Genomic DNA, 19,764 nt, shown 5'->3' with positions numbered 1-19,764 from the left:
CGCCGCTCACGGATCCTGTGGAAAGGACGTCCCCGCCATGGCGGACCCCAGCCCCGTCCGGGGCCCCGTCGTCGAGGCCGACGGGATCAGCAAGCGCTTCGGCGCCACCGTCGCCCTCAGCGACGCCCGCATCTCGGTCGCGCCCGGCGAGTCGCACGCCCTGGTGGGCCGCAACGGCGCGGGCAAGTCCACGCTCGTGTCGATCCTCACCGGCCTGCAGAACCCCGACACGGGCACCCTGCGCTTCGACGGCGAGCAGGCCCCGGCCCCCGGTGACACCGACGCCTGGCGCTCCCGGGTCGCCTGCGTCTACCAGCGCTCCACCATCATCCCCGCGCTGACCGTCGCCGAGAACCTGTTCCTGAACAGGCACAGCCTGGACAGGCGGGGCAGAGGCGTCCTGCGCCCGATCAGCTGGAAGCAGCTGCGCGGCCGCGCCACCGAGCTGCTCGCCGAGTACGGCGTGGACGTCGACCCGACCGCGCGCGCCGAGGACCTGAGTGTCGAGCAGCGCCAGTTCGTCGAGATCGCCCGGGCGCTGTCCTTCGGGGCCCGCTTCATCATCCTGGACGAGCCCACCGCCAAGCTCGACGCGCGCGGCATCGAACGGCTCTTCGACAAGCTGCGCTCACTGCAGGAACAGGGCGTCGCCTTCCTGTTCATCTCCCATCACCTGCAGGAGGTCTACGACCTCTGCAGCACCGTCACGGTCTACCGCGACGCCCGGCACATCATCACCGCACCGGTCTCCCAACTCGACCAGCAGGCCCTGGTGGAGGCGATGACCGGCGAGAGCGCCCGGGGAAGCGAGCCCGCCTGGTCGGTGACCGGCCGGACGCGCCCCGACGGCGCCCCGCTGCTGGACGTCTCGGGCCTGAGCCTGGCCGGCGCCTACCAGGACGTCTCCCTGACCGTGCGGGCCGGCGAGGTCGTGGGCCTGGCCGGGGCGGCCGCCAGCGGCAACGTCCGGCTCGGCGAGACCGTCGCCGGCCTGCACCGCCCGCAGGCCGGCACGATCAGCGTCGCGGGCCGCCCGGTGCGCACCGGGCGGGTTCCCGCCGCTCTCGCGGCCGGCATCGGGTTCGTGCCCGAGGACCGGCACATCCAGGGCCTCATCCCGCAGCGCAGCGTCGCCGAGAACGCCACCCTGACCGTCACCGACCAGCTCGGGCCCTTCGGCACGGTCCTGCCCTCGCGGACCCGGGCCTTCGCCGAGCGGATGATCGGCGACCTCGACATCAAGACGCCCGGCCCCTCGGCCCCGGTGTCCGCCCTGTCCGGCGGCAACCAGCAGAAGGTGGTCATCGCGCGGGCGCTGGCCACCGAGCCGCACGTCCTGGTGGCCATCCGGCCCACCAACGGCGTCGACGTCAAGTCCAAGGAGTCCCTGCTCGGCACCGTCCGCGAGGTCGCCGACGCCGGGAGGAGCGCCCTGATCGTGTCCGACGAACTCGACGACCTGCGGGTCTGCGACCGCGTCGTGGCCATGTTCCACGGCCGCGTCGTCGCCGAGTTCGAGCACGGCTGGAGCGATGAACAGCTGGTCGCAGCCATGGAGGGCATGTCCGGCCCGACCGACACGAAGGAACGCAATGTCTCCCACCACTGAGGTCCGTGCGCACGCGGCCACCGCCCCCGCCGCACCGGCCGGCCGGCGCTTCGACCTCGCCCGCTACCGCGACCTGTCGCTCGTCCCGGTCCTGCTCGTCCTGGGCGTCATCGGCTTCGCCGTCTCACCCGCCTTCCTCACCTCCGACAACCTCCTGGGCGTCGGCCAGCAGGCCACCGAACTGAGCCTGCTGGTCCTGGCCGAGGCGCTGATCCTGATCGTCGGCCGGATGGACCTGTCCCTGGAGTCCACGATCGGCGTGGCCCCCGTCATCGCCGTCTGGCTGGTCCTCCCCGACCACGGCGCGCGCTTCAACGGCCTCGGCCTCTTCCCCTCCTGGACGGCCATCCCGCTGTGCCTGGCCGTCGGCGCGCTCATCGGGGCGATCAACGGCTTCCTCATCCTCAAGCTGCGCCTCAACGGCTTCATCGTCACCCTCGGCGCGCTCACCCTGCTCCGCGGCCTCCAGGTCGCGATCTCCCAGGGCCAGTCGATCGTCAACCTGCCCGGCTCCTTCACCTACCTCGGCAGCACCAGCTGGCTCGGCGTCCCGGCGGCGATCTGGATCTGCGCCCTGCTCTTCCTGGCCGGCGGCTGCGCCCTCGCCTGGCTGCGCCACGGCCGTGCCCTTTACGCGATCGGCGGCAACTCCGAGGCCGCCCGCGCCGCCGGCATCCGGGTCGACCGGATCACCTGGGTCGTGCTGATCCTCGGTGGCCTGCTGGCCGCGTTCGCCGGCGTCCTCTACACCGGCCACTACGGCTCCATCTCCGCCGACCAGGGCAACGGGTGGATCTTCCAGGTCTTCGCCGCCACCGTCATCGGCGGCGTCAGCCTCAACGGCGGCCGGGGCACCCTCTTCGGCGCCCTGACCGGTGTGCTGACTCTCCAGCTCGTGGTCAACGTCATGACCCTCGCGGGCGTGCCGCCGCTGTGGAACCAGTTCCTCAACGGCGCGATCATCATCGTCGCGCTGATCATCTCCCGCTTCGCCTCGGGCGAGAAGCAGGAGTGACCGGTCCGACAGCCTGAGAGCCGCCGAAGCGGCGCGGCCGGCCCGCCGGGGACCGGTCGCGCCGCTTCGGCCTCTCCTTCCCCGCCTCCGGCCCCACTCCCCCGACCACCACTCCCATTCCGGCACGCAGGAGGCGAACACCCATGGCGGTGACCGACCGGGCCATCGAGAAGATCAAGGAAATGATCGTCTCCGGCGCCCTGCTGCCCGGCGCGAGACTCCCCAACGAGGCCGATCTCGCCGACCAGCTCGGGCTGTCGCGCAACTCGCTGCGCGAGGCCGTCCGGGCGCTCACCGCAATGCGGATCCTCGTCCCCAGGCAGGGCGACGGCACGTACGTCTCCGGCCTGGAACCCCACCTCCTGCTGGAAGCCATGGCCTTCACCGCCGACGTCTCCCACGGGCACACGGCCCGCCAACTCCTGGAGGTGCGCCGCCTGCTGGAGCCGCAGGCCACCGCCCTCGCGGCCGGCCTGCTCACCGACGAACGCCTGGGAACGCTGCGGGCCGTCCTCGACCGGAGCGCCGCCGCCGCCGGCATCGAGGAGTTCATCGAGCTGGACATCGAGTTCCACCGCACCATCGCCGATGCCGTCGGCAACCCCGTGCTGTCCACCCTGCTCGGCGTCCTCTCCACCCACACCCAGCGGCTGCGCATCGTGCGCGGTACGCACGACACACCCGCCCGCGCACAGGCCCAGCGCGAGCACGAGGCCATCTGGCGGGCCCTGGCCAACCGCGATGCCGTCCTGGCCGCCAGTGCCAGCACCGTGCACGTCGCCGCCGTCGAGGACTGGCTGGCCGCCGGCACCGACCCCCTGGCGCTCGGCACCATCGCCTGACGGCGACCCGCCGGCTCCCGCACATCCGTTCCCATCCCCCTCGGTACGCACGACCCCACCACTCAGAACGGTCTGACACATGAAGAGCCGCACCACCCGGACCACCTGCGCCGGCTGCATCGCCGTGTTGCTCGCCGGCTGCCTCACCGCCTGCGGGGGCACGGATGACCCCGGCAAGTCCCGCCCGCAGATCGCCATCGACATCCCCCGCGCCGACTCCGACTTCTGGAAGGCGTACGCGAAGTACCTCCAGCAGGAGATCAACGACCAGCAGCTGAGTGTCCTGCCCCCGACCCATTCGGACGGCGACGAGGCGACGTTCGCCGCCAACGTCCACTCACTGGCCGGCCAGCATCCCAAGTCCATCGTCATGGCGCCGCAGAACACCATGACCACCGATACGACACTCTCCGAGCTGTTCCGTGCCAACATCCACGCGATCAGCGTGGACACCGAACCGGAGCACGGCACCGTCTACATGGTGGTCCGCACCGACAACCGCTCGTACGGCACCAAGGCCTGCGAGTTCCTCGGCAAGCAGCTCGGCGGCAAGGGCAAGGTGGCCGAACTCCAGGGCGCGCTGACCTCCATCAACGGATACGAACGCTCCGAGGGGTTCGCCGCCTGCATGAAGCGCAACTTCCCCGGCATCCAGGTGATCGCGCTGGCCACCGACTGGAAGGCCGACGTCGCCTCCGAGAAGCTCCAGGCCACCCTCGCCGCCAACCGGGACCTCAACGGCATCTACATGCAGGCCGGCGGCGTCTTCCTGCAGCCCACCCTCGCCCTGCTCCAGCAGAAGGGCCTGCTCAAGCCCGCCGGCCAGCCCGGCCACATCGCCATCGTCTCCAACGACGGCATCCCCGCCGAGCTCAACGCGATCCGCAAGGGCGACATCGACGCGACCGTCTCCCAGCCCGCCGACCTCTACGCCAAGTACGCCCTCTACTACGCCAAGGCTGCCGCGGAAGGCAAGACCTTCCAGCCCGGGCCCACCGACCACCGGTCGACCATCATCCAGCTGCCCAACGGCATGGAGGACCAGCTCCCCTCGGCCCTGGTCACCAAGGAGAACGTGGACGACCCGTCGCTCTGGGCCAACCACGCCACGGGCTGACCGGGGAGGGTCCCGGAACCGGGTCTCCAGGACGGTCGTCGGCCCGCAGGAGGCCACGGGCGCCGCGTCGGTGCCGGCCGGCTCCCGCGGCCGGCGCCGATCGACCGCTCGGCGGCAGCCGCCGCGGCCGGCCCGGGAAGTGCCGGCGGGGCTGCCCGGAACGAGGCGGCTGCCGAGTCCCGTGCGCACGGCTCCGCCCCGAGCCGTGCCTCGGGCAGCGATCTAGCATAAAGAGCAAGGTGCATCTCCGGGCCCGCGCCGCAGCGGCAGGGAGGCCGACATGGCGTTCCACACGACCGGTTTCGAGCAGGCGGACGGCTGCCGCTACCTGCCCATCTCCGAACACGGCCTGATCGGCGATCTTCGTACGACCGCCCTGGTCGGCACGAACGGCACCATCGACTGGTACTGCTGCCCGCGCTTCGACGCGCCCAGCGTCTTCGGGTCCATCCTCGACGCCGACCGGGGCGGGTCGTTCGAGCTGGCCGCCGAGGTCCCGACCCGCACCCGGCAGTTCTACTTCCCTGACACGAACGTGCTGATCACCCGGTTCTTCGCCGCCGACGGGGTGGCGGAGATCCAGGACTTCATGCCGGTGGTCGACGACTCGCGCGAGGCCGCCCGGCACCGGCTGATCCGGCGGGTGCTCTGCGTCCGCGGAGCCCTCCCGTTCAGCGCCCGCATCGCCCCGCGCTTCGGCTACGGTGCCGAAGCGCACACCACGCACCTCGAAGGTCACGCGGCGGTGTTCCGCTCCCCGTCACTGACGCTCGCGCTCACCGCCACCGCACCGCTGGAGAGCGACGGCCCGGACGTCCGGTCGCACTTCAAGCTCGTCGAGGGCGAGTCCCACGTGTTCGCCCTCGACCAGATCGGCGACGGCGTCCCGGCCCGGTCGTGTCCGCGGGCCGAGGCGCAGGAGCAGGCCGAGGCGACCGTCCGCTACTGGCGCCACTGGCTGGCCGGGTCGCGCTACCACGGGCGCTGGCGGGAGATGGTGAACCGCTCCGCGCTGGTGCTGAAGCTGCTCACCTACGCGCCGACCGGTGCGATCGTCGCCGCACCGACCACCAGCCTGCCCGAGCAGATCGGCGGCGGGCGCAACTGGGACTACCGGTACGTCTGGGTCCGGGACGCCGCCTTCTGCGTCTACGCCATGCTGCGCCTGGGGTTCACCTCGGAGGCCGAGGCGTTCATGGGGTTCCTCGACGAGCGCGGCATCCTGCGCGGCACCGGTGCGACCGGCCCGTTGCAGATCATGTACGGCATCGACGGGCGCAGTGAGCTGCCCGAGTACGAGCTGTCGCACCTGGAGGGCTACCTCGGCTCCGCACCGGTCCGGGTCGGCAACGCCGCCACCGGCCAGCTCCAGCTGGACATCTACGGAGCCCTGATCGACTCCGTCTACCTGTACGACAAGTGGGGGCAGCCGATCGGCAGCGACCGCTGGGACGAGGTCGGCGCGGTGGCGGACTGGCTCTGCGAGCACTGGGACCAGCCCGACGAGGGAATCTGGGAGACCCGCGCGGGCCGCCGGGACTTCGTGTACTCGCGGCTGATGTGCTGGGTGGCGCTGGAGCGGGCGATGCGGATGGCGAACCGCCGCGGCCTGCCGGCCGACCTGCCCCGCTGGCGGCAGGCCCGGGACGCGATCTACCGGCAGATCATGCAGCGCGGCTGGTCGACCCGGCGGAGCGCGTTCGTCCAGGCGCTGGACGACGGTGAGCTGGACGCCTCGCTGCTGATGATGCCGATGGCCAAGTTCGTCTCGCCCACCGACCCCAAGTGGCTCTCCACCCTGGACGCCCTCACCACGGACCTGGTCTCCGATTCGCTGGTCTACCGCTACAACCCGGCCACCAGCCCGGACGGCCTGCACGGCCCCGAGGGCACCTTCTCGATCTGCTCCTTCTGGTACGTGGAGTCGCTGGCCCGCGCCGGCCGGCTGGAGGAGGCCAGGCTCGCCTTCGAGAAGATGCTCACCTACGCCAACCACCTCGGTCTGTTCGCGGAGGAGATCGGCCCGACCGGCGAACAGCTCGGCAACTTCCCCCAGGCCTTCACCCACCTCTCGCTGATCAGCGCCGCCTTCAACCTCGACCGCGCGCTGGGCTGACGCGGCGCCGCTGTGATGCTGCCGTCGCCGCCCGGACCGCGGTGCCCGGCGCGCTGCGGCGGGTCGACGGCCGGGGGCGGCCGGTCGACGGCCGGGACGGCGGCATCGCCGGGCGCGCTCGGCCGGCGAGCCGGGACGGCCCCGGCCCCGCCGAGCCCCTCGGGCGGGCTGCCGAATATGGCCTGATCAGGGGGGATACCGATCGGTATCATGCCGATGGGGGCGTGTCGTCGGGTGAAGGGGGAGTCGGTTGGCTGGCGAGGGCGGGACATCGGGCGGACTGAGGTTCGCGGTGCTGGGGCCGGTACGCGGGTGGCGGGGCGAGGCGGAGCTGTCGCTCGGTTCGCCGCAGCAGCAGAGCCTGCTGCTCGCCCTGCTGTTCCGGTCGGGCCGGCACGTCTCGGCGGCCCAGCTGATCGACGACCTGTGGGGCGACGAGCCGCCCGCCAGGGCCACCGGAGTCATCCGGACGTACGTGCACCGGTTGCGGCGGGTGATCGGGGCGGAGGCGCTGACCTCCGTCGGCGGCGGGTACCTGCTCGCGGTCGGCGACGGCCTCGACACCGGGAGGTGCGAGGCGCTGCTGGCCGAGGCCCGGACCCTGCGCGCGGACGGACGCCACTCCGAGGCCGCCGCCACGCTGCGGGCGGCGCTGGCGCTGTGGCGCGGCGAGCCGATGTCCGGGCTGCCCGGCCCCTACGCGCAGCGCCAGCGCCGGGAGTGGGACGAACGGTGGCTCGCCGTCACGGAGTCGTGCCTGGAGGCGGAGGTCGACGGCGGCCGGTGGGCGGAGTCGGTCGCCGAGCTGAGCGCAACCGTCGAGGAACACCCGCTGCGCGAGCGGCTCTCGGAGCTGCTGATGCTCGCGCTCTTCCGCTCCGGCCGGCAGGCCGAGGCGCTCGCGGTGTACCGGGCGGCGGACCGCCGGCTCCGCACCGAGCTGGGCGTCGGCGCCGGGCCTGGCCTGCGCGACCTGCACGGCCGGATCCTCGCAGCGGACGAGACCCTGGCGGCGCCTGTCGCCCGGACGCTCCTTGCACCTCCCCGGGAGCCCGCCGAACCGCCGGCCGGGCCGGACCCGGCTTCCACTCTCACCCCGGCTCAACTCCCTGCCAGCACCGCCGACTTCACCGGCAGGCAGGCGGAGGCCGAGATGCTGCGCGCGGCCCTGCTGGAGCCGGGCAGTGTGCCCGTGGCGGCCGTCGCGGGCATGGGCGGGGTCGGCAAGACCGCGCTCGCCGTCCACGTCGCGCACGGCCTCGCCGCCGAGTTCCCGGACGGCCAGCTCTACCTCGATCTGCACGGCGCGGACGGCCGCCCGACCCGGCCCGAGGAGGCGCTGGCGGCCTTCCTGCGCTCCTTCGGCGTCGTCGGGGAGGCGATCCCGGCGGGCCTCGCCGAACGGTCGGCCCGCTACCGCTCGCTGCTCTCCGGCCGCCGTGTCCTCGTCCTGCTCGACAACGCGCGCGACGCCGAGCAGATCCGGCCACTGCTGCCGGGCAGCGCGGGCTGCTCCGTCCTGGTCACCAGCCGGACCCGGCTCGGCGCGCTGCCCAACGCCCGCTTCGCCGAACTCCCGGTCCTCCCGGCCGAGGAGGCGGTCACCCTGCTCACCCGGGTGGTCGGGGCCGAGCGGGTGGCGGCCGAGGAGGAGGCGGCCCGCGAACTCGTCCGGCTCTGCGGCCAGCTGCCGCTGGCGGTGCGGATCCTCGCCGCCCGGCTGGCCTGCCGCCCGGGCTGGACCATCGCCCGGCTGCTGGCGAAGCTCACCGGCGACCGGTACCGGCTGGACGCGCTGCGCAGCGGGGACCTCGCCGTCGAGTCCTCCTTCCGGTTCGGCTACGACCAGCTGGACGCCGAACAGGCCCGCGCCTTCCGGCTGCTGGCCGTCCCGGAGGTGCCCGACCTGTCGCCGGCGGCGGTCGCCGCCGTGCTCGACCTGCCCGAACCGGCCGCCGTGGAACTCGCCGAGTGCCTGGTGGACTGCTCGATGCTGGAGATCTCGGCGCACCCCGACCACTACCGCTACCACGACCTGCTGCGGGCCTTCGCCCAGCGGGTCGGCCGGGACGGCGGCCGGGACGGCGGCCCGGCGGCCGGTGCCGAGGAGGCAGCCGGCGCCGACGAGGCGGCGGGCGCCCTGACCCGGCTGGCGGACCACTACCACGCGCGGGTGTCGGCCGCGCTCGGGGCCTCGGCGGCGCGGTCCGGACTCGCCGTCGGGGAGTACCTGGGCGTCGGTGCGCTGGTGAGCCAGTGCGCCAAGCTCCCCGGCCGCCCCGCCGGCACCGCCGGAGCCCTCGACCGGCTCGCCGAACTGCTGCTGGGCTGCTGCCTGCTGGCCGACTCCGGCCACGCCACCCGCCCGCTCGGCCACGCCGCCAACGCCCTGCTGCGCGCCGCCCTGGACCAGGGCGACCGGACGGCGGAGGCCCGGGCCCGCCTGGTGCTCGGCCGGCTGCTGACCGAGGTCGGCTCCGCGCCCTCGGCGCTCGCCGAGCTGCTCCGGGCCCGAGACCTGTGCACCACGCACGGGCTGCCGCAGCCGCTGCTCGCACTCGCACACGGCTCACTGGCCGACTGCTTCGTCCAGATCGGCCGCCCCGACGAGGCGGTGACCGGGTTCTCCGCCGCCGTCTCGGTCTGGGAGCGGATCGGCGACCGGCGCGCGCTGGCCGCCGAACTCCTCGACCTGGCGGGGGCGTTCGCCCGGCAGGGCCGCTTCGACGCGGCGAACCGGGTGGTCGACCAGTCGTTGCTGGTCAGCCATGAACTGGCCGACCGCGAGCTGGAGGCACGCGCCCGGGACGCGCTCGGGACGATCGCCCACGACCGCGGCGACCACGACCAGGCGGTCGCCCACCAGTGGGCCGCGCTCGCGCTGACCGACCCGCACGACCACCGCCGGACCGGCCGGATCCTGCTGCGGCTCGGCGAGTCGCTGCGCGCGGCCGGGCGCGGTACGGAGGCGGTCGACGCGGCGGGCCGCGCGGTCGACGCACTGACCCTGGACGGCGACCACCGGGGGCGCGGCCTGGCCCTGGCCACGCTCGGCGACGCGCTCGCGGACCGCCGCTTCGGCGGCCCGGGCCCGGCCGGCGACCTCGCCCGGGCCCGCTCCTGCTGGGCGGAGGCCCACGGCATCCTGGCGCCGATCGGCTCGCCCGAGGCCGAACGCCTGCTGCCCCTCCTCGGCGGCGACCACCCCGCCGGCCCGCCCCGGCAGCGCTGGCCCTCCTGGCTCCCGGCCTGAGCAGACGGCCGACCCCCGGTCACGGGACCGGGGGTCGGCGATCAGGGGTCGGCGATCAGGCGGCGGTGACCGTCCAGGTCTGCCCGGGCGAGCCGTCGCAGGGGCGGACCACGGCGGGTGTGGAGGGGGCCGCGGCGGACAGGCAGCGCAGCGAGTCCTTGGTGATGACGATCATGTAGCCCCCGGCCACCGGGACGAACGACCAGATCTGGTTCGAGCTGTAGGGCGGCGAGCGCCGCAGCTGCGCCCGGGAGTACGTCTCCTCCAGGTCCAGCACCCTCGTGTACTGGGTGGCGCCGTTGGCCAGGAAGTACCCGCCCCCCTGGTACGGGTTCAGCGTCCAGACGGCGGCGGGGCCGCCGTCGTCGCGGGTCGTGACGACGGGGTTGCCGTCCTGGTCGAGGGACTCCTGGTCGTACAGGACGGACCCGCCGGTGCTCAGCCTGGCGCGCGGAGGCAGCGGGCCGACGGGCCCCGTCGGCGGCTTGATGGGCGGAGTGGAGTAGTTCGGCGGAGCGGTGTAGACCGGCGGGGGAGCCGCCGTGTAGGCCGGGGCCGGCGACAGCGAGGGCGGCGGTGTCGTGCGGTAGGCGGGCGGGGGCGGGGGAGCCGCCGTGTAGGCCGGTGCGGGGGCCGGGTCGCCGGGCGCCGGCGAGGCCGCCCCGGGCGGTGGCGACGGCGCGCCGGTCGACGGTCGCGCGGGAGCGTTCGGTGCGCTGCCCTGGGCCTCGGGGGTACCGGGCGCCCCACCCCCGGTGACGACCCCTGGTCCGCCTCCGGCCACCGGGCCCGGGCCCGGTGCCACCGGGGCGCCCGGCGTGGTCGGCGCGGGCGACCCGGCGGCGGTGGAGGCGCCGGGCGAGGACGGCGCGCCCGACTCGGGGGCCTGGCCGTCGGGAGCGGAGAGCGGGATGGCCAGACCGGGCGAGGACATCGGCGCCCCGCCGGCGACCGGCCCGCCGTCGGCGGCGCGGTCGCCGTGGAGGCGCAGCGCGGTGACCGTGCCGGCGGCGATCGCGCAGCAGAGCAGGACCGCCCCCGCCGCGATCAGGGGCCGCCGCCGGCGGCCGCCGAGGGCCGCCCGCCACCGGGCCAGGGGGCGGCGCGCGGCCGCGGCCGCACCCGTCACGACCACCGGGCGCGGCGCGGCCACGACCACCGCACGCCCCGCGGTGCCCGACGCCGGGCCCTCGCCCGGTTCGCCGTCGACGGCGGCCCGGGCGGCCGCCGCCATGGTGGCGGCGTCCGGCCAGCGCTCGGCCGGGTCCTTCGCCATCGCCCGTTCGACCAGGGCCCGGACCGGGGCCGGGACGTCCGCCGGCAGTGGTGGCGCGGGCTCGGTCAGGTGCTTGAGGATCACCTCCAGCGCGGTCTCCCCGTGGAACGGCAGCCGCCCGGACAGGCACTCGTAGAGGACGACGCCGAGCGCGTAGAGGTCGGCCGAGGCGCCGACGGTGCCGGTGGAGGCCTGCTCCGGCGCCTGGTACGCGGCGGTGCCGAGCACCATCCCGGGAACGGTGAGCCGGGTGTCGCAGCCGGGGCGGGCGATGCCGAAGTCGGCGATGACCACCCGCTCCTCGCGGACCATTAGGTTGGCCGGCTTGATGTCCCGGTGGACGACGCCGGCCTCGTGCGCCGCCTGGAGCGCCGCCAGGACCTGGAGGGCCATCCCGAGCGTCTCCGGGGTGGTGAGCCGACCTCGCCGTGTCAGGATCTCGCTCAGCGGCTCGCCGTCGATCAGCTCCATGACCAGGTAGGCGATCGGGCGGCCGGTGTTCCCCCAGGCCGTGGTCCAGGACTGGCCGCCGTCCGTGCGGCCGGAGCCGAAGTCGTGCACGCCGACGATGCCCGGGTGCCGCAGCCGGGCCATCACCCGGGCCTCCTCGTGGAACCGCTCCGCGAAGCCGGGTTCGTCCAGCAGCGCGGGTTTCAGGACCTTGACGGCCACCCGGCGGCCGAGCACCTCGTCCTCGGCGAGCCAGACGTCGCCCATCGAGCCACCGCCGAGCCACTCGTCCAGCCGATAGCGGTCCCCGAGCGTGGTGCCACGCATGATCCTCCCCGACCCGTTCTCCGTCGCGCCCGCCGCCATGGCCCGGGCCGGGCCCTCGGTCGCGCCCATGACCCTCCCACCTGCGAATAAACGCTGACTTGCCGAACGCCGCCCGGCCGCCCCGCCGCCTGCCGAACGCCGGCCGCCCCACTCCCCCGGGGGCCGAGCCGCAGCGGCCACGGTGCGGTGGTCCGGCCCTGCGGAGCCGATGGTCCGTCAAAGGATCCGTCAACGAATCCGTTGACGGACCGTCGACACCGTGTACACCGCCGCCCGGTGACATGGGCCGCGGGCCGGTTCCAGGGGGGAGCCGCCCGGGAGGAGAACCCAGAGATGATCACCCGTCGTACGGCCGCCGCCGTCGTCCTGTCCGCCGCGACCGTCGTGTCCGGGATGGCCTTCGGCGCCGGGACCGCGAGTGCGGCCGAGCCGCTGCCGTCCAGCGGCTCCGACTACCGGATCTCCAGCTACGCGGGCGGCGCCCTCCAGTGGGACGGCCGGAACGCCGGCTCCAACGTGGTGGTCCGCGACTGGAACGAGTCCTCCGCCCAGCAGGTCTGGTCGGTCAAGGACGAGGGCAACGGCACCTGGTCGGTCAAGGTGCCCGGCACCAACAACGCGGTCGACCGCGACCGGGGCAGGAACACCGTCGGCGCCTGGAACTACGTCGGCGCGGACAACCAGAGGTGGTGGCTGGAGAACACCGCGATGGGCAACGGCCGGGCCTGGCTGCTGCACAGCGTCTCGGACAACAACCTCTGCCTCACCCGCGGTGCGGACCTGAACGCCAAGGTCGCCTCCTGCAACGCGGGGGACCCGGCGCAGTCCTGGAACCTCGACCGCACCACCGGCACCACCCCGCCGACCACCGACCGCCCGGCCGTCGACCTGGACTACTCGCAGGCCCCGGACCTCGGCCAGTGGCTGGAGCAGCAGAAGCAGACCGTCGCGGACTACTACCCGACGATCTCCAGGCTGATCACCAAGGGGGCCTTCGGCGCCCCCACCCACTTCAGGATCATCTTCGATCCGACCCTGAAGGACTACCCCGCCTACACCACGGTCCGCAACGGGGTGAAGGAGGTCCACGTCAACATCGACTACACCCGGGGCAACAGGAACGACACCGGCTTCCTGGTGCACGAGGCCGTGCACGTCGCGGTCTGGGACAACCCGACCTCCCGCCCGTCCTGGCTGGGCGAGGGCCTGGCGGACTGGGTGCGCGACTACAACTTCCAGCCGGGCACCGGCGCCCAGCACTTCGGCCCGAACACCAACTACGACAGCGGCTACCAGGCGACCGCCCGGTTCATCGACCACGTCTCGAGGACCTACGACAAGCCCGACCTGGCGCACCTGCTGAACACCACGAACTACAACGACCAGATCTGGGTCCAGCTCACGGGCAAGAGCGCCCAGCAGCTGTGGAACGAGATGCCCAAGTAGGTCCACCCTCCCGACGGCCCGGCACCCACGTGGTGCCGGGCCGTCTGCGTTGACGGGCCGGCGGCGGTGACGGGCCGGCGGCGGTGCCCGGACTCCGCGGCCGTCAACATCCTGCTGATCGATCGTCAACACACGGCTGGTGTCCTGTCGTTGCCCGCCGCCGCAGACGCGCCGCGGTCCACCGACAGCAGGAGAGCCCCGTGTCCCACCCCTCCACCCACAACCTCCGCCCCCGCCCGCGCACCCGGCGGGCGGGGCTGGCGCTCGCCGTCTCCGCGATATCGGTGAGCAGCCTCACGCTGCTCGCCACACCGGCGAACGCCGCGCCGGCGGACGTGGTCGAGCAGATGATCACGATCCAGGACCACCAGAACCACCACGCGCTGGCCAGCTCCGACGGAGAGGCCTCCCGGATCATCGCCCGCAACTACCGAGACGCCTCCACCTCGTTCTGGATCTCCAACAAGCCGGGCGGCCGGGTGGACTTCGCCCGCAACGTCAACGGCACCGAGCGCGTCCTGGAGATGGACCTCAACGACGGCCGGTCCACCCAGTTCATCCACTGGTGGGCGGGCGACAACCAGCAGTGGACCCTGGAGTCCGCCGCCGAGGGCGGCACCTACATCCACAACGCCCGCGACAACCGCTGCCTGACCTACCACGGCCTCGACCGGGAGGTCACCGTCGAGAACTGTGACGGCAGCATGTCCCAGCGGTTCGACCTGAGCGGGCCGGGTACGGGCACCTCCGTCGAGCAGCGCTTCCTCGATCGGCTCAACGCCGTGCGCGCCCAGTACGGCAAGCCGGCGGTACGCCTCAACCAGACGCTCGCCCAGGCCGCCAAGTGCAACGCCGACCAGATGGACCAGCGCCACGTCTCGGGCCACTTCTGCGACTCGGGGAACATCGCGCGGGGCCTCGGTTACGGCTGGAGGGCGTTCGGTGAGATCGCCTTCTACGGCCCCACCGACATCGACGCCGCCGTCGACGGCTGGATCAGGTCGTCGGGCCACCTGGAGATCATGCTCGGCAACTACGCCGAGGTCGGTCTGGCCCGGACGGGCACGGCCTCCTGGAACGCCGACTTCGGCTCCCGCTGACCGTCGGGACCGCCCCGCCGGCCCGGCGGGGCGGTCCGCTCCGCCCGAACCGCTCGCCACCGTCCACCGTCACCGGGCCCGGGGCCTCTCGGCCTCGGGCCCGGTGACGTCCGTTCGGACTCAGGCGGACGCCGTTCCGGCCGGCTGTGCGGCGCTGCCCGCCTCCGCCGGGGCGGCGGAGGCGTCCGGTCCCTCGTGGCGCGCGGTCGGCTCGAAGCGCACGGTCGGCTCGAAGTTGGCACGGCGGGCCGCGCGGCGGAAGACGGTGAGGACGGCGGGGCCGACGACGAGGACGGCGACACCGGTGGTGACCGCCCGGCCGGTGTCCCAGCCGAGCGAGGTGGCCAGGTCGAACAGCAGGTAGCGGTGCCACTGCTCGGTGAACGGCAGGCCGGGCAGGTAGGCGATCGAGCTGTTCGGGTCGGTCGAGAACGGCCAGAAGGACAGGTTGAGCAGGAAGCCGAAGAGGTACCCGGAGCCCGCCCCGTACAGGGCCAGCGTCGGCACCTCCCACCGGCGCGGGAGCCTGGGCAGCAGCCCGGCGAGCATGCCGACGAAGGCGCAGCCGAACATCTGGTAGGGCATCCAGGGGCCGACGCCGCCGGTGAGGAGGGCCGAGGCGAACAGAGAGGTGCAGCCGAGGGTGAAGCCGAAGCCCGGGCCGAAGACCCGGCCGGCGAGGACCAGGAGGAAGAAGACCGTCTCCACGCCGGCCGTGCCGGCGCCGAGGGGGCGCAGGCCGGCGTTGACGGCCGAGAGCACGCCGAGCATGGCGAGGGCCTTGGCGTCGATGCCGCCGGCCGAGATCTCGGCGATCACCACGGCGAGGACCAGGATCAGCAGGGCACCGAAGATCAGCGGCGGGGCGTAGGAGGAGCCGAACCTTCCCGGAGCGACGACGAACGGCCAGGTGAAGGCGACCAGCCCGATGAACGCGGCCAGCGCCACGACGATGCGGGCCCGGCCGGGGATGCGGACGGCGGTCACCGGGCGGCCTCCACGGGTTCGAGGGCCGTGGCGACCTGCCGCGTGGTCAGGTAGGGCAGCGGGGCGAGGATCTTGGCGGTCTGGGGCGCGAACGTGGGCGAGGAGACGATGACCTCGGCGGTGGGGCCGTCGGCGACGATCTCGCCCTCGGCCATCACCACCACCCGGTCGGCGGCGGAGGCGACGAACTCGACGTCGTGGGTGGAGACCACGACGGTGCGGCCCTCGGCGGCGAGGGCGTCCACGATGCCGGTCAGCGACTCCTTCGCGTGGTAGTCGAGCCCCCGGGTGGGCTCGTCCAGCAGGACCACCCGGGGTGCGGCGGCCAGTTGGATCGCCAGGACCAGCGCCAGCTTCTGGCCTTCGGAGAGGTCGCGGGGGTGGGCCTCGTCGGGGATGCCGGGGGCCAGCCGGTCCAGGATCCGCCGTGCGGTCGGCCCGGTGGCGTGGTCGGCCTCCAGGTCGCTCTGGGCGAGTTCCTGGGCGACGGACTCCAGGTAGAGGAGGTCCGTCGGGGTCTGCGGGACGAGCCCGACCAGCTGCCGGGCCTGCGACGCGGAGAGGCGCTTGGGGTCCTTCGCCGGCCCGCCGTCGGCCCGGGCGACCTTCACGCTGCCGCCCTGGCGGGGGCCGGAGCCCTGGAGGGCCCAGAGCAGGGAGGACTTGCCAGAGCCGTTGCGGCCCATCAGGGCGGTGACCTGCCCGGCGCGCAACTCCAGACCGACCTCCCGGACGGCGGGTACCTCGCCGTAGCGCACCACGATCCGTTCGGCGGTCAGCACGGCCTCTCCCGCGGCCGGTTCGCGGCGCGGTGCCGGCGCGGGGCGTCCGGCCAGCCGCTCCCGGAGCGGGCCCGCGGCGCGGCGGGCGTCGCGGACGGACAGCGGCAGCGGCGTCCAGCCGGCGAGCCGGCCGAGGTCGACGACGGGCGGCGCGATCGCGGTGCCCCGGAAGACCTCGGCGGGCGGCCCGTGCACGACGGTGCCGTCGCCGGGCAGGTAGGCGACGCGGTCGGCGTACTGGACGACGCGCTCCAGGCGGTGTTCGGCGAGCAGGACGGTGACGCCGAGGTCGTGCACCAGGCGGGTGACGGCGGCGAGCACCTCCTCGGCGGCGGTCGGGTCGAGCGCGGAGGTCGGCTCGTCCAGGACCAGGACGCGGGGGTGGGCGGTCAGGACGGAGCCGATGGCGACGCGTTGCTGCTGGCCGCCGGAGAGCTCGTGCAGCGCGCGGTGGCGCAGGTCGGCCAGCCCGAGCAGGTCGAGGGTCTCCTCGACGCGCTTGCGCATCACATCCGGCGGGACGGCCAACTGCTCCATCGCGTACGCGAGTTCCTCCTCCACGGTGTCGGTGACGAAGCCGGCCAGCGGATCCTGTCCCACCACGCCGACCACGTCGGCCAGTTCGCGCGGCGGGTGGTGGGCGGTGTCCCGGCCGTCGACGGTCACCCGGCCGCGCAGGGTGCCGCCGGTGAAGTGCGGGACGAGGCCGTTGACGGCGCCGAGCAGGGTCGACTTGCCGACGCCGGTCCGGCCGACCACCAGGCAGAGCTCACCCTCGGGGATGTACAGGTCGACGTCGCGCAGCACGGGGTTGGTCTCGCCGTCGTACACCACGGCGACCCGGTCGAATCGGATCACTTGGTCACCTCGGTCTGCGGGCGGTTGTTCCTGGTCGCGCCGGTGCCACCCGCCACCCGGGTGGCGCCGACCGGCCCGGACGAGCGGCCGGGCGGCGGCGCAACGGCCCCGGCGGCGCCGGCCAGCAGCAGCGCGAGCACCGGGACGGCCGGAAGCGCCGGCCAACTCAGCGGATAGAGGGAGGGGTTGAGGTCCGTCGCGTCGTATCCGACCGTGCCGAACAACAGGACGGCGGCGGCCAAACCGCAGCCGGCGACGCCCCACTCGGCGGCCCGCCAGCGGTCCGGCCGGTAGGTGGTGCGGCGCACACGCCGGCCGCCGAGCGCCAGCCCGGCGGTGCACAGCAGGGCACCCGCGAGCAGCGCGGGCAGTCCCAGGGCCGCGGGGGCGGTGCCGTCCAGCAGCCCGTACACCCCGGCACAGAGGCCGCACATGCCGAGCAGCATCAGGGCTCCGGTGGTTCGGCGGGAGCGGCGGGTGGCGGTCCCCGAGCGTCCGTAGCCGCGCGAGTCCATCGCGGCGGCCAGGTGCAGCGAACGCTCCAGCGCGTCCTCCAGGACCGGGACGACGATACTGCGCAGGGCCCGGATTCCCTTGCTCTGCCCGGCGCGCAACCGCCGTGCCCGGGCGACGCGTTGGACGCTCTGCACCAGCTGCGGGGCGACGCTGAGCGACACCGTCACGGCGACGCCCAGCTCGTACAGGGCCCCGGGCAGGACGCGCAGGGCGCGCTTGGGGTTGGCCAGGGTGTTGGCCGCGCCGATGCAGCAGATCAGGCAGGCCAGGCGCAGCCCGTCGAAGGCCGCGGAGAGGGTAGCCTCCAGGGAGACCGGGCCGCCGATCTGGATACCCGCGTACCAGGCGGGCGTGGGGATGTGCGGGAGCGAGAAGAGCAGGTGGTCGTGCGGGGTGATGCCGGTGGCGAAGACGCACCGGAAGACCACCCGGATCGCCACCACGGTCAGGGCCACCCACAGGTAGTAGGTGAATCCGCGCGCCCACGGGGCCTCGGTGCGCCGGGCGGTGACCACGTACCCGAGCACGGCGAGAACGAGCAGGAGCAACAGCGGGTTGGTGGTGCGGCTGGCCGCGGTCGCCAGGGCGAGTGCCCAGGTCCACCAGGCCAGCGGGTGGAGGTTGCGGGGGCTGCGCCGGCTCCCCGCGGCCCGCCCGGGGGCGGACTGCGGGGAGCCGGTGCCCGGCTTGTCGAGCACGGTCACCGGATCACTCGGCCTGTCGACGGCGCCGTCGTGCGGCGATCACGGTGGCCACGCCCAGCGCCACCACCAGGGCGGCACCGACCGCGGCGGGGACCATCGACCCGGCGTCGTGCGGCGCGTCGGCGGCCGGGGCCGCGTCCACCACCACCGGGCCGCCGGCGTTCACGGGGGTGGACGGGCTCTCGGTGACGGTGGGCGCCGCACTGGCGGGGTCGGTGGCCGCCGGGGTGTCGGACGGCTGCTCGGAGGGCGTCTCTGCCGGGGTGGTGGGTGTCCCGGCGGCCTCGGGCTCGGGGGTGTCCGGTGCCGGATCCCCGGGCGACGGGCTCACCGGTGTGGTGCGGCCGCCCGTGCTGCCGGACGATCCGCCCGTGGTGCCGGACGCGGGCGGGCGCTTGGTCCCCCCGGCCGTGCCGGCCGAGCTGCCGCCGCCGGTGCCACCGCCCGTCGAGCCGGTGCCACCGTTCTTCGAGCCGGAACCGGAGCCGGAACCCGAACCACCCGTGGAGCCGGAGCCACCCGTGGAGCCGCTGCCGCCGCTCGTGCCGCCGGTGCCGCCGGCGGAAGCACCGCCGCTCGTACCGCCCGAGCCGCCGCTCGCGGACCCCGACCCGCTGCCGCCCGCCGTACCGCCGTCGGCCGGCGGCGGGGTGACGGCGGTGCCGCCGCCCGGCGCGGTGTTGTGGGCGCGGACGGTGTCGGGCGAGAAGGTGGGTCGTCCTTCCGTGCCTTCGATGTCGGTCCCGCCGAAGATCCACAGGTCGACGCTGCCGGGCTTCGGCTGGTAGCTCATCGCACCGAGCTGGCTGTACGACCAGGTGTTCTCCCCCGGATCGGCGTGCCAGTACGACCAGTAGGCCGTGGCGGGCGGGGTGAGGACGCACTTCTCCTGGTCCGGCGTGGGGTACTGCTTGCCGCCCTGGAAGCCGCTGTAGCCGATCCGGCAGATGAACGCCGGACCGTCGTGCCCCGTCCCGGTGGTCTTCCAACCGCCCTGGTTGAGCAGGGTGTAACCGCTGGTCGGGGTAGTGCCGCAGGAACGCAGCAGCGGGCCGCCCCACTTGCCGAAGTCCACCGCGAGTACCACGCCGGAAGTGGTGGTGCACTGTTCGATCGGCAGCGGCGCCGCCACCGCCGGGGCCGCACCGACGCCGACCCCGCCGAGGGCCAGGGCGAGGGTCAGGCCGGTGGCTCCCAGCAGCCGGCCGAGTCGCCGGATCACCGGTGACGCCCCGGGGCGGAGGCCGTGCGGCGGCGGGCGGCCAGGACGGCTGCGGCGCCGGCGGCGGTGAGCATCCCGGCGGCGGCGGTCAGCGCCAGCGCCTCGGTCCCCGTGCCGGCCAGGCCTCCGCCACCGGTCTGCACG

At 74.2% G+C, this 19,764-nt stretch carries 13 protein-coding genes; 8 read left to right on the top strand and 5 right to left on the bottom strand.

The features are described from left to right. Window positions 1-37 precede the first annotated feature (37 nt). The 6 genes from ACZ3YO_RS23075 to ACZ3YO_RS23050 all read left to right on the top strand — a co-directional run bounded on the left by ACZ3YO_RS23075 (window position 38) and on the right by ACZ3YO_RS23050 (window position 9,952). A complete protein-coding gene (locus ACZ3YO_RS23075; RefSeq protein ID WP_465572285.1) occupies window positions 38-1,609 on the top strand; it encodes a sugar ABC transporter ATP-binding protein in 1,572 nt (523 codons plus the stop codon). Then, window positions 1,593-2,624 carry an ABC transporter permease gene (locus ACZ3YO_RS23070; protein WP_465572282.1) on the top strand — a complete coding sequence of 344 codons (1,032 nt, stop codon included), beginning with the start codon at window positions 1,593-1,595 and terminating at the stop codon, window positions 2,622-2,624. The genes ACZ3YO_RS23075 and ACZ3YO_RS23070 overlap by 17 nt, the downstream gene beginning before the upstream one ends. 143 nt (window positions 2,625-2,767) lie before the next feature. Then, window positions 2,768-3,466, top strand: a complete 699-nt coding sequence (locus ACZ3YO_RS23065) for a FadR/GntR family transcriptional regulator (protein WP_465572279.1) — start codon at window positions 2,768-2,770, stop codon at window positions 3,464-3,466. Between the two features lie 79 nt (window positions 3,467-3,545). Beyond that, window positions 3,546-4,583, top strand: a complete 1,038-nt coding sequence (locus tag ACZ3YO_RS23060; protein ID WP_465572276.1) for a sugar ABC transporter substrate-binding protein — start codon at window positions 3,546-3,548, stop codon at window positions 4,581-4,583. Between the two features lie 280 nt (window positions 4,584-4,863). Then, on the top strand, window positions 4,864-6,699 hold the full coding sequence (locus ACZ3YO_RS23055; RefSeq protein ID WP_465572273.1) for a glycoside hydrolase family 15 protein: 1,836 nt from the start codon (window positions 4,864-4,866) through the stop codon (window positions 6,697-6,699). A gap of 250 nt (window positions 6,700-6,949) precedes the next feature. Beyond that, the gene (locus ACZ3YO_RS23050) at window positions 6,950-9,952 is read left to right on the top strand and encodes an AfsR/SARP family transcriptional regulator (protein WP_465572270.1); all 3,003 of its coding nucleotides are present in this window, start codon (window positions 6,950-6,952) and stop codon (window positions 9,950-9,952) included. A 55-nt stretch (window positions 9,953-10,007) separates the two neighbouring features. On the opposite strand, the gene ACZ3YO_RS23045 is transcribed toward ACZ3YO_RS23050, so the two are convergent. After that, window positions 10,008-12,074, bottom strand: coding sequence for a serine/threonine protein kinase (locus tag ACZ3YO_RS23045; protein WP_465572267.1), 2,067 nt, complete (start codon window positions 12,072-12,074; stop codon window positions 10,008-10,010). 264 nt (window positions 12,075-12,338) lie between these two features. Here ACZ3YO_RS23045 and ACZ3YO_RS23040 point away from each other — a divergent pair, with 264 nt between their 5' ends. Continuing rightward, on the top strand, window positions 12,339-13,451 hold the full coding sequence (locus tag ACZ3YO_RS23040; protein ID WP_465572265.1) for a basic secretory protein-like protein: 1,113 nt from the start codon (window positions 12,339-12,341) through the stop codon (window positions 13,449-13,451). 200 nt (window positions 13,452-13,651) lie between these two features. Continuing rightward, entirely contained in the window at window positions 13,652-14,551 is a 900-nt protein-coding gene (locus tag ACZ3YO_RS23035; protein ID WP_465572262.1) for a CAP domain-containing protein, read from the top strand. 120 nt (window positions 14,552-14,671) lie between these two features. Here ACZ3YO_RS23035 and ACZ3YO_RS23030 read toward each other — a convergent pair whose 3' ends face one another. From ACZ3YO_RS23030 to ACZ3YO_RS23015, 4 genes are read right to left on the bottom strand one after another with little or no spacing between them, the layout of a single operon-like run. Next, window positions 14,672-15,538: an ECF transporter S component gene (locus tag ACZ3YO_RS23030; RefSeq protein ID WP_465572259.1), complete on the bottom strand. Its 867-nt coding sequence runs from the start codon at window positions 15,536-15,538 to the stop codon at window positions 14,672-14,674. Next, window positions 15,535-17,178, bottom strand: a complete 1,644-nt coding sequence (locus ACZ3YO_RS23025) for an ABC transporter ATP-binding protein (protein WP_465572257.1) — start codon at window positions 17,176-17,178, stop codon at window positions 15,535-15,537. Before ACZ3YO_RS23025 ends, ACZ3YO_RS23030 begins: the two co-directional genes overlap by 4 nt. After that, entirely contained in the window at window positions 17,175-18,392 is a 1,218-nt protein-coding gene (locus ACZ3YO_RS23020) for a CbiQ family ECF transporter T component (RefSeq protein WP_465572455.1), read from the bottom strand. Before ACZ3YO_RS23020 ends, ACZ3YO_RS23025 begins: the two co-directional genes overlap by 4 nt. A gap of 10 nt (window positions 18,393-18,402) precedes the next feature. Beyond that, on the bottom strand, window positions 18,403-19,620 hold the full coding sequence (locus ACZ3YO_RS23015) for a hypothetical protein (RefSeq protein WP_465572255.1): 1,218 nt from the start codon (window positions 19,618-19,620) through the stop codon (window positions 18,403-18,405). Window positions 19,621-19,764: the final 144 nt, after the last annotated feature.

It is taken from the genome of Kitasatospora sp. NPDC022785, assembly GCF_055561295.1.
This window is presented reverse-complemented; position numbering and strand designations above follow the sequence as displayed.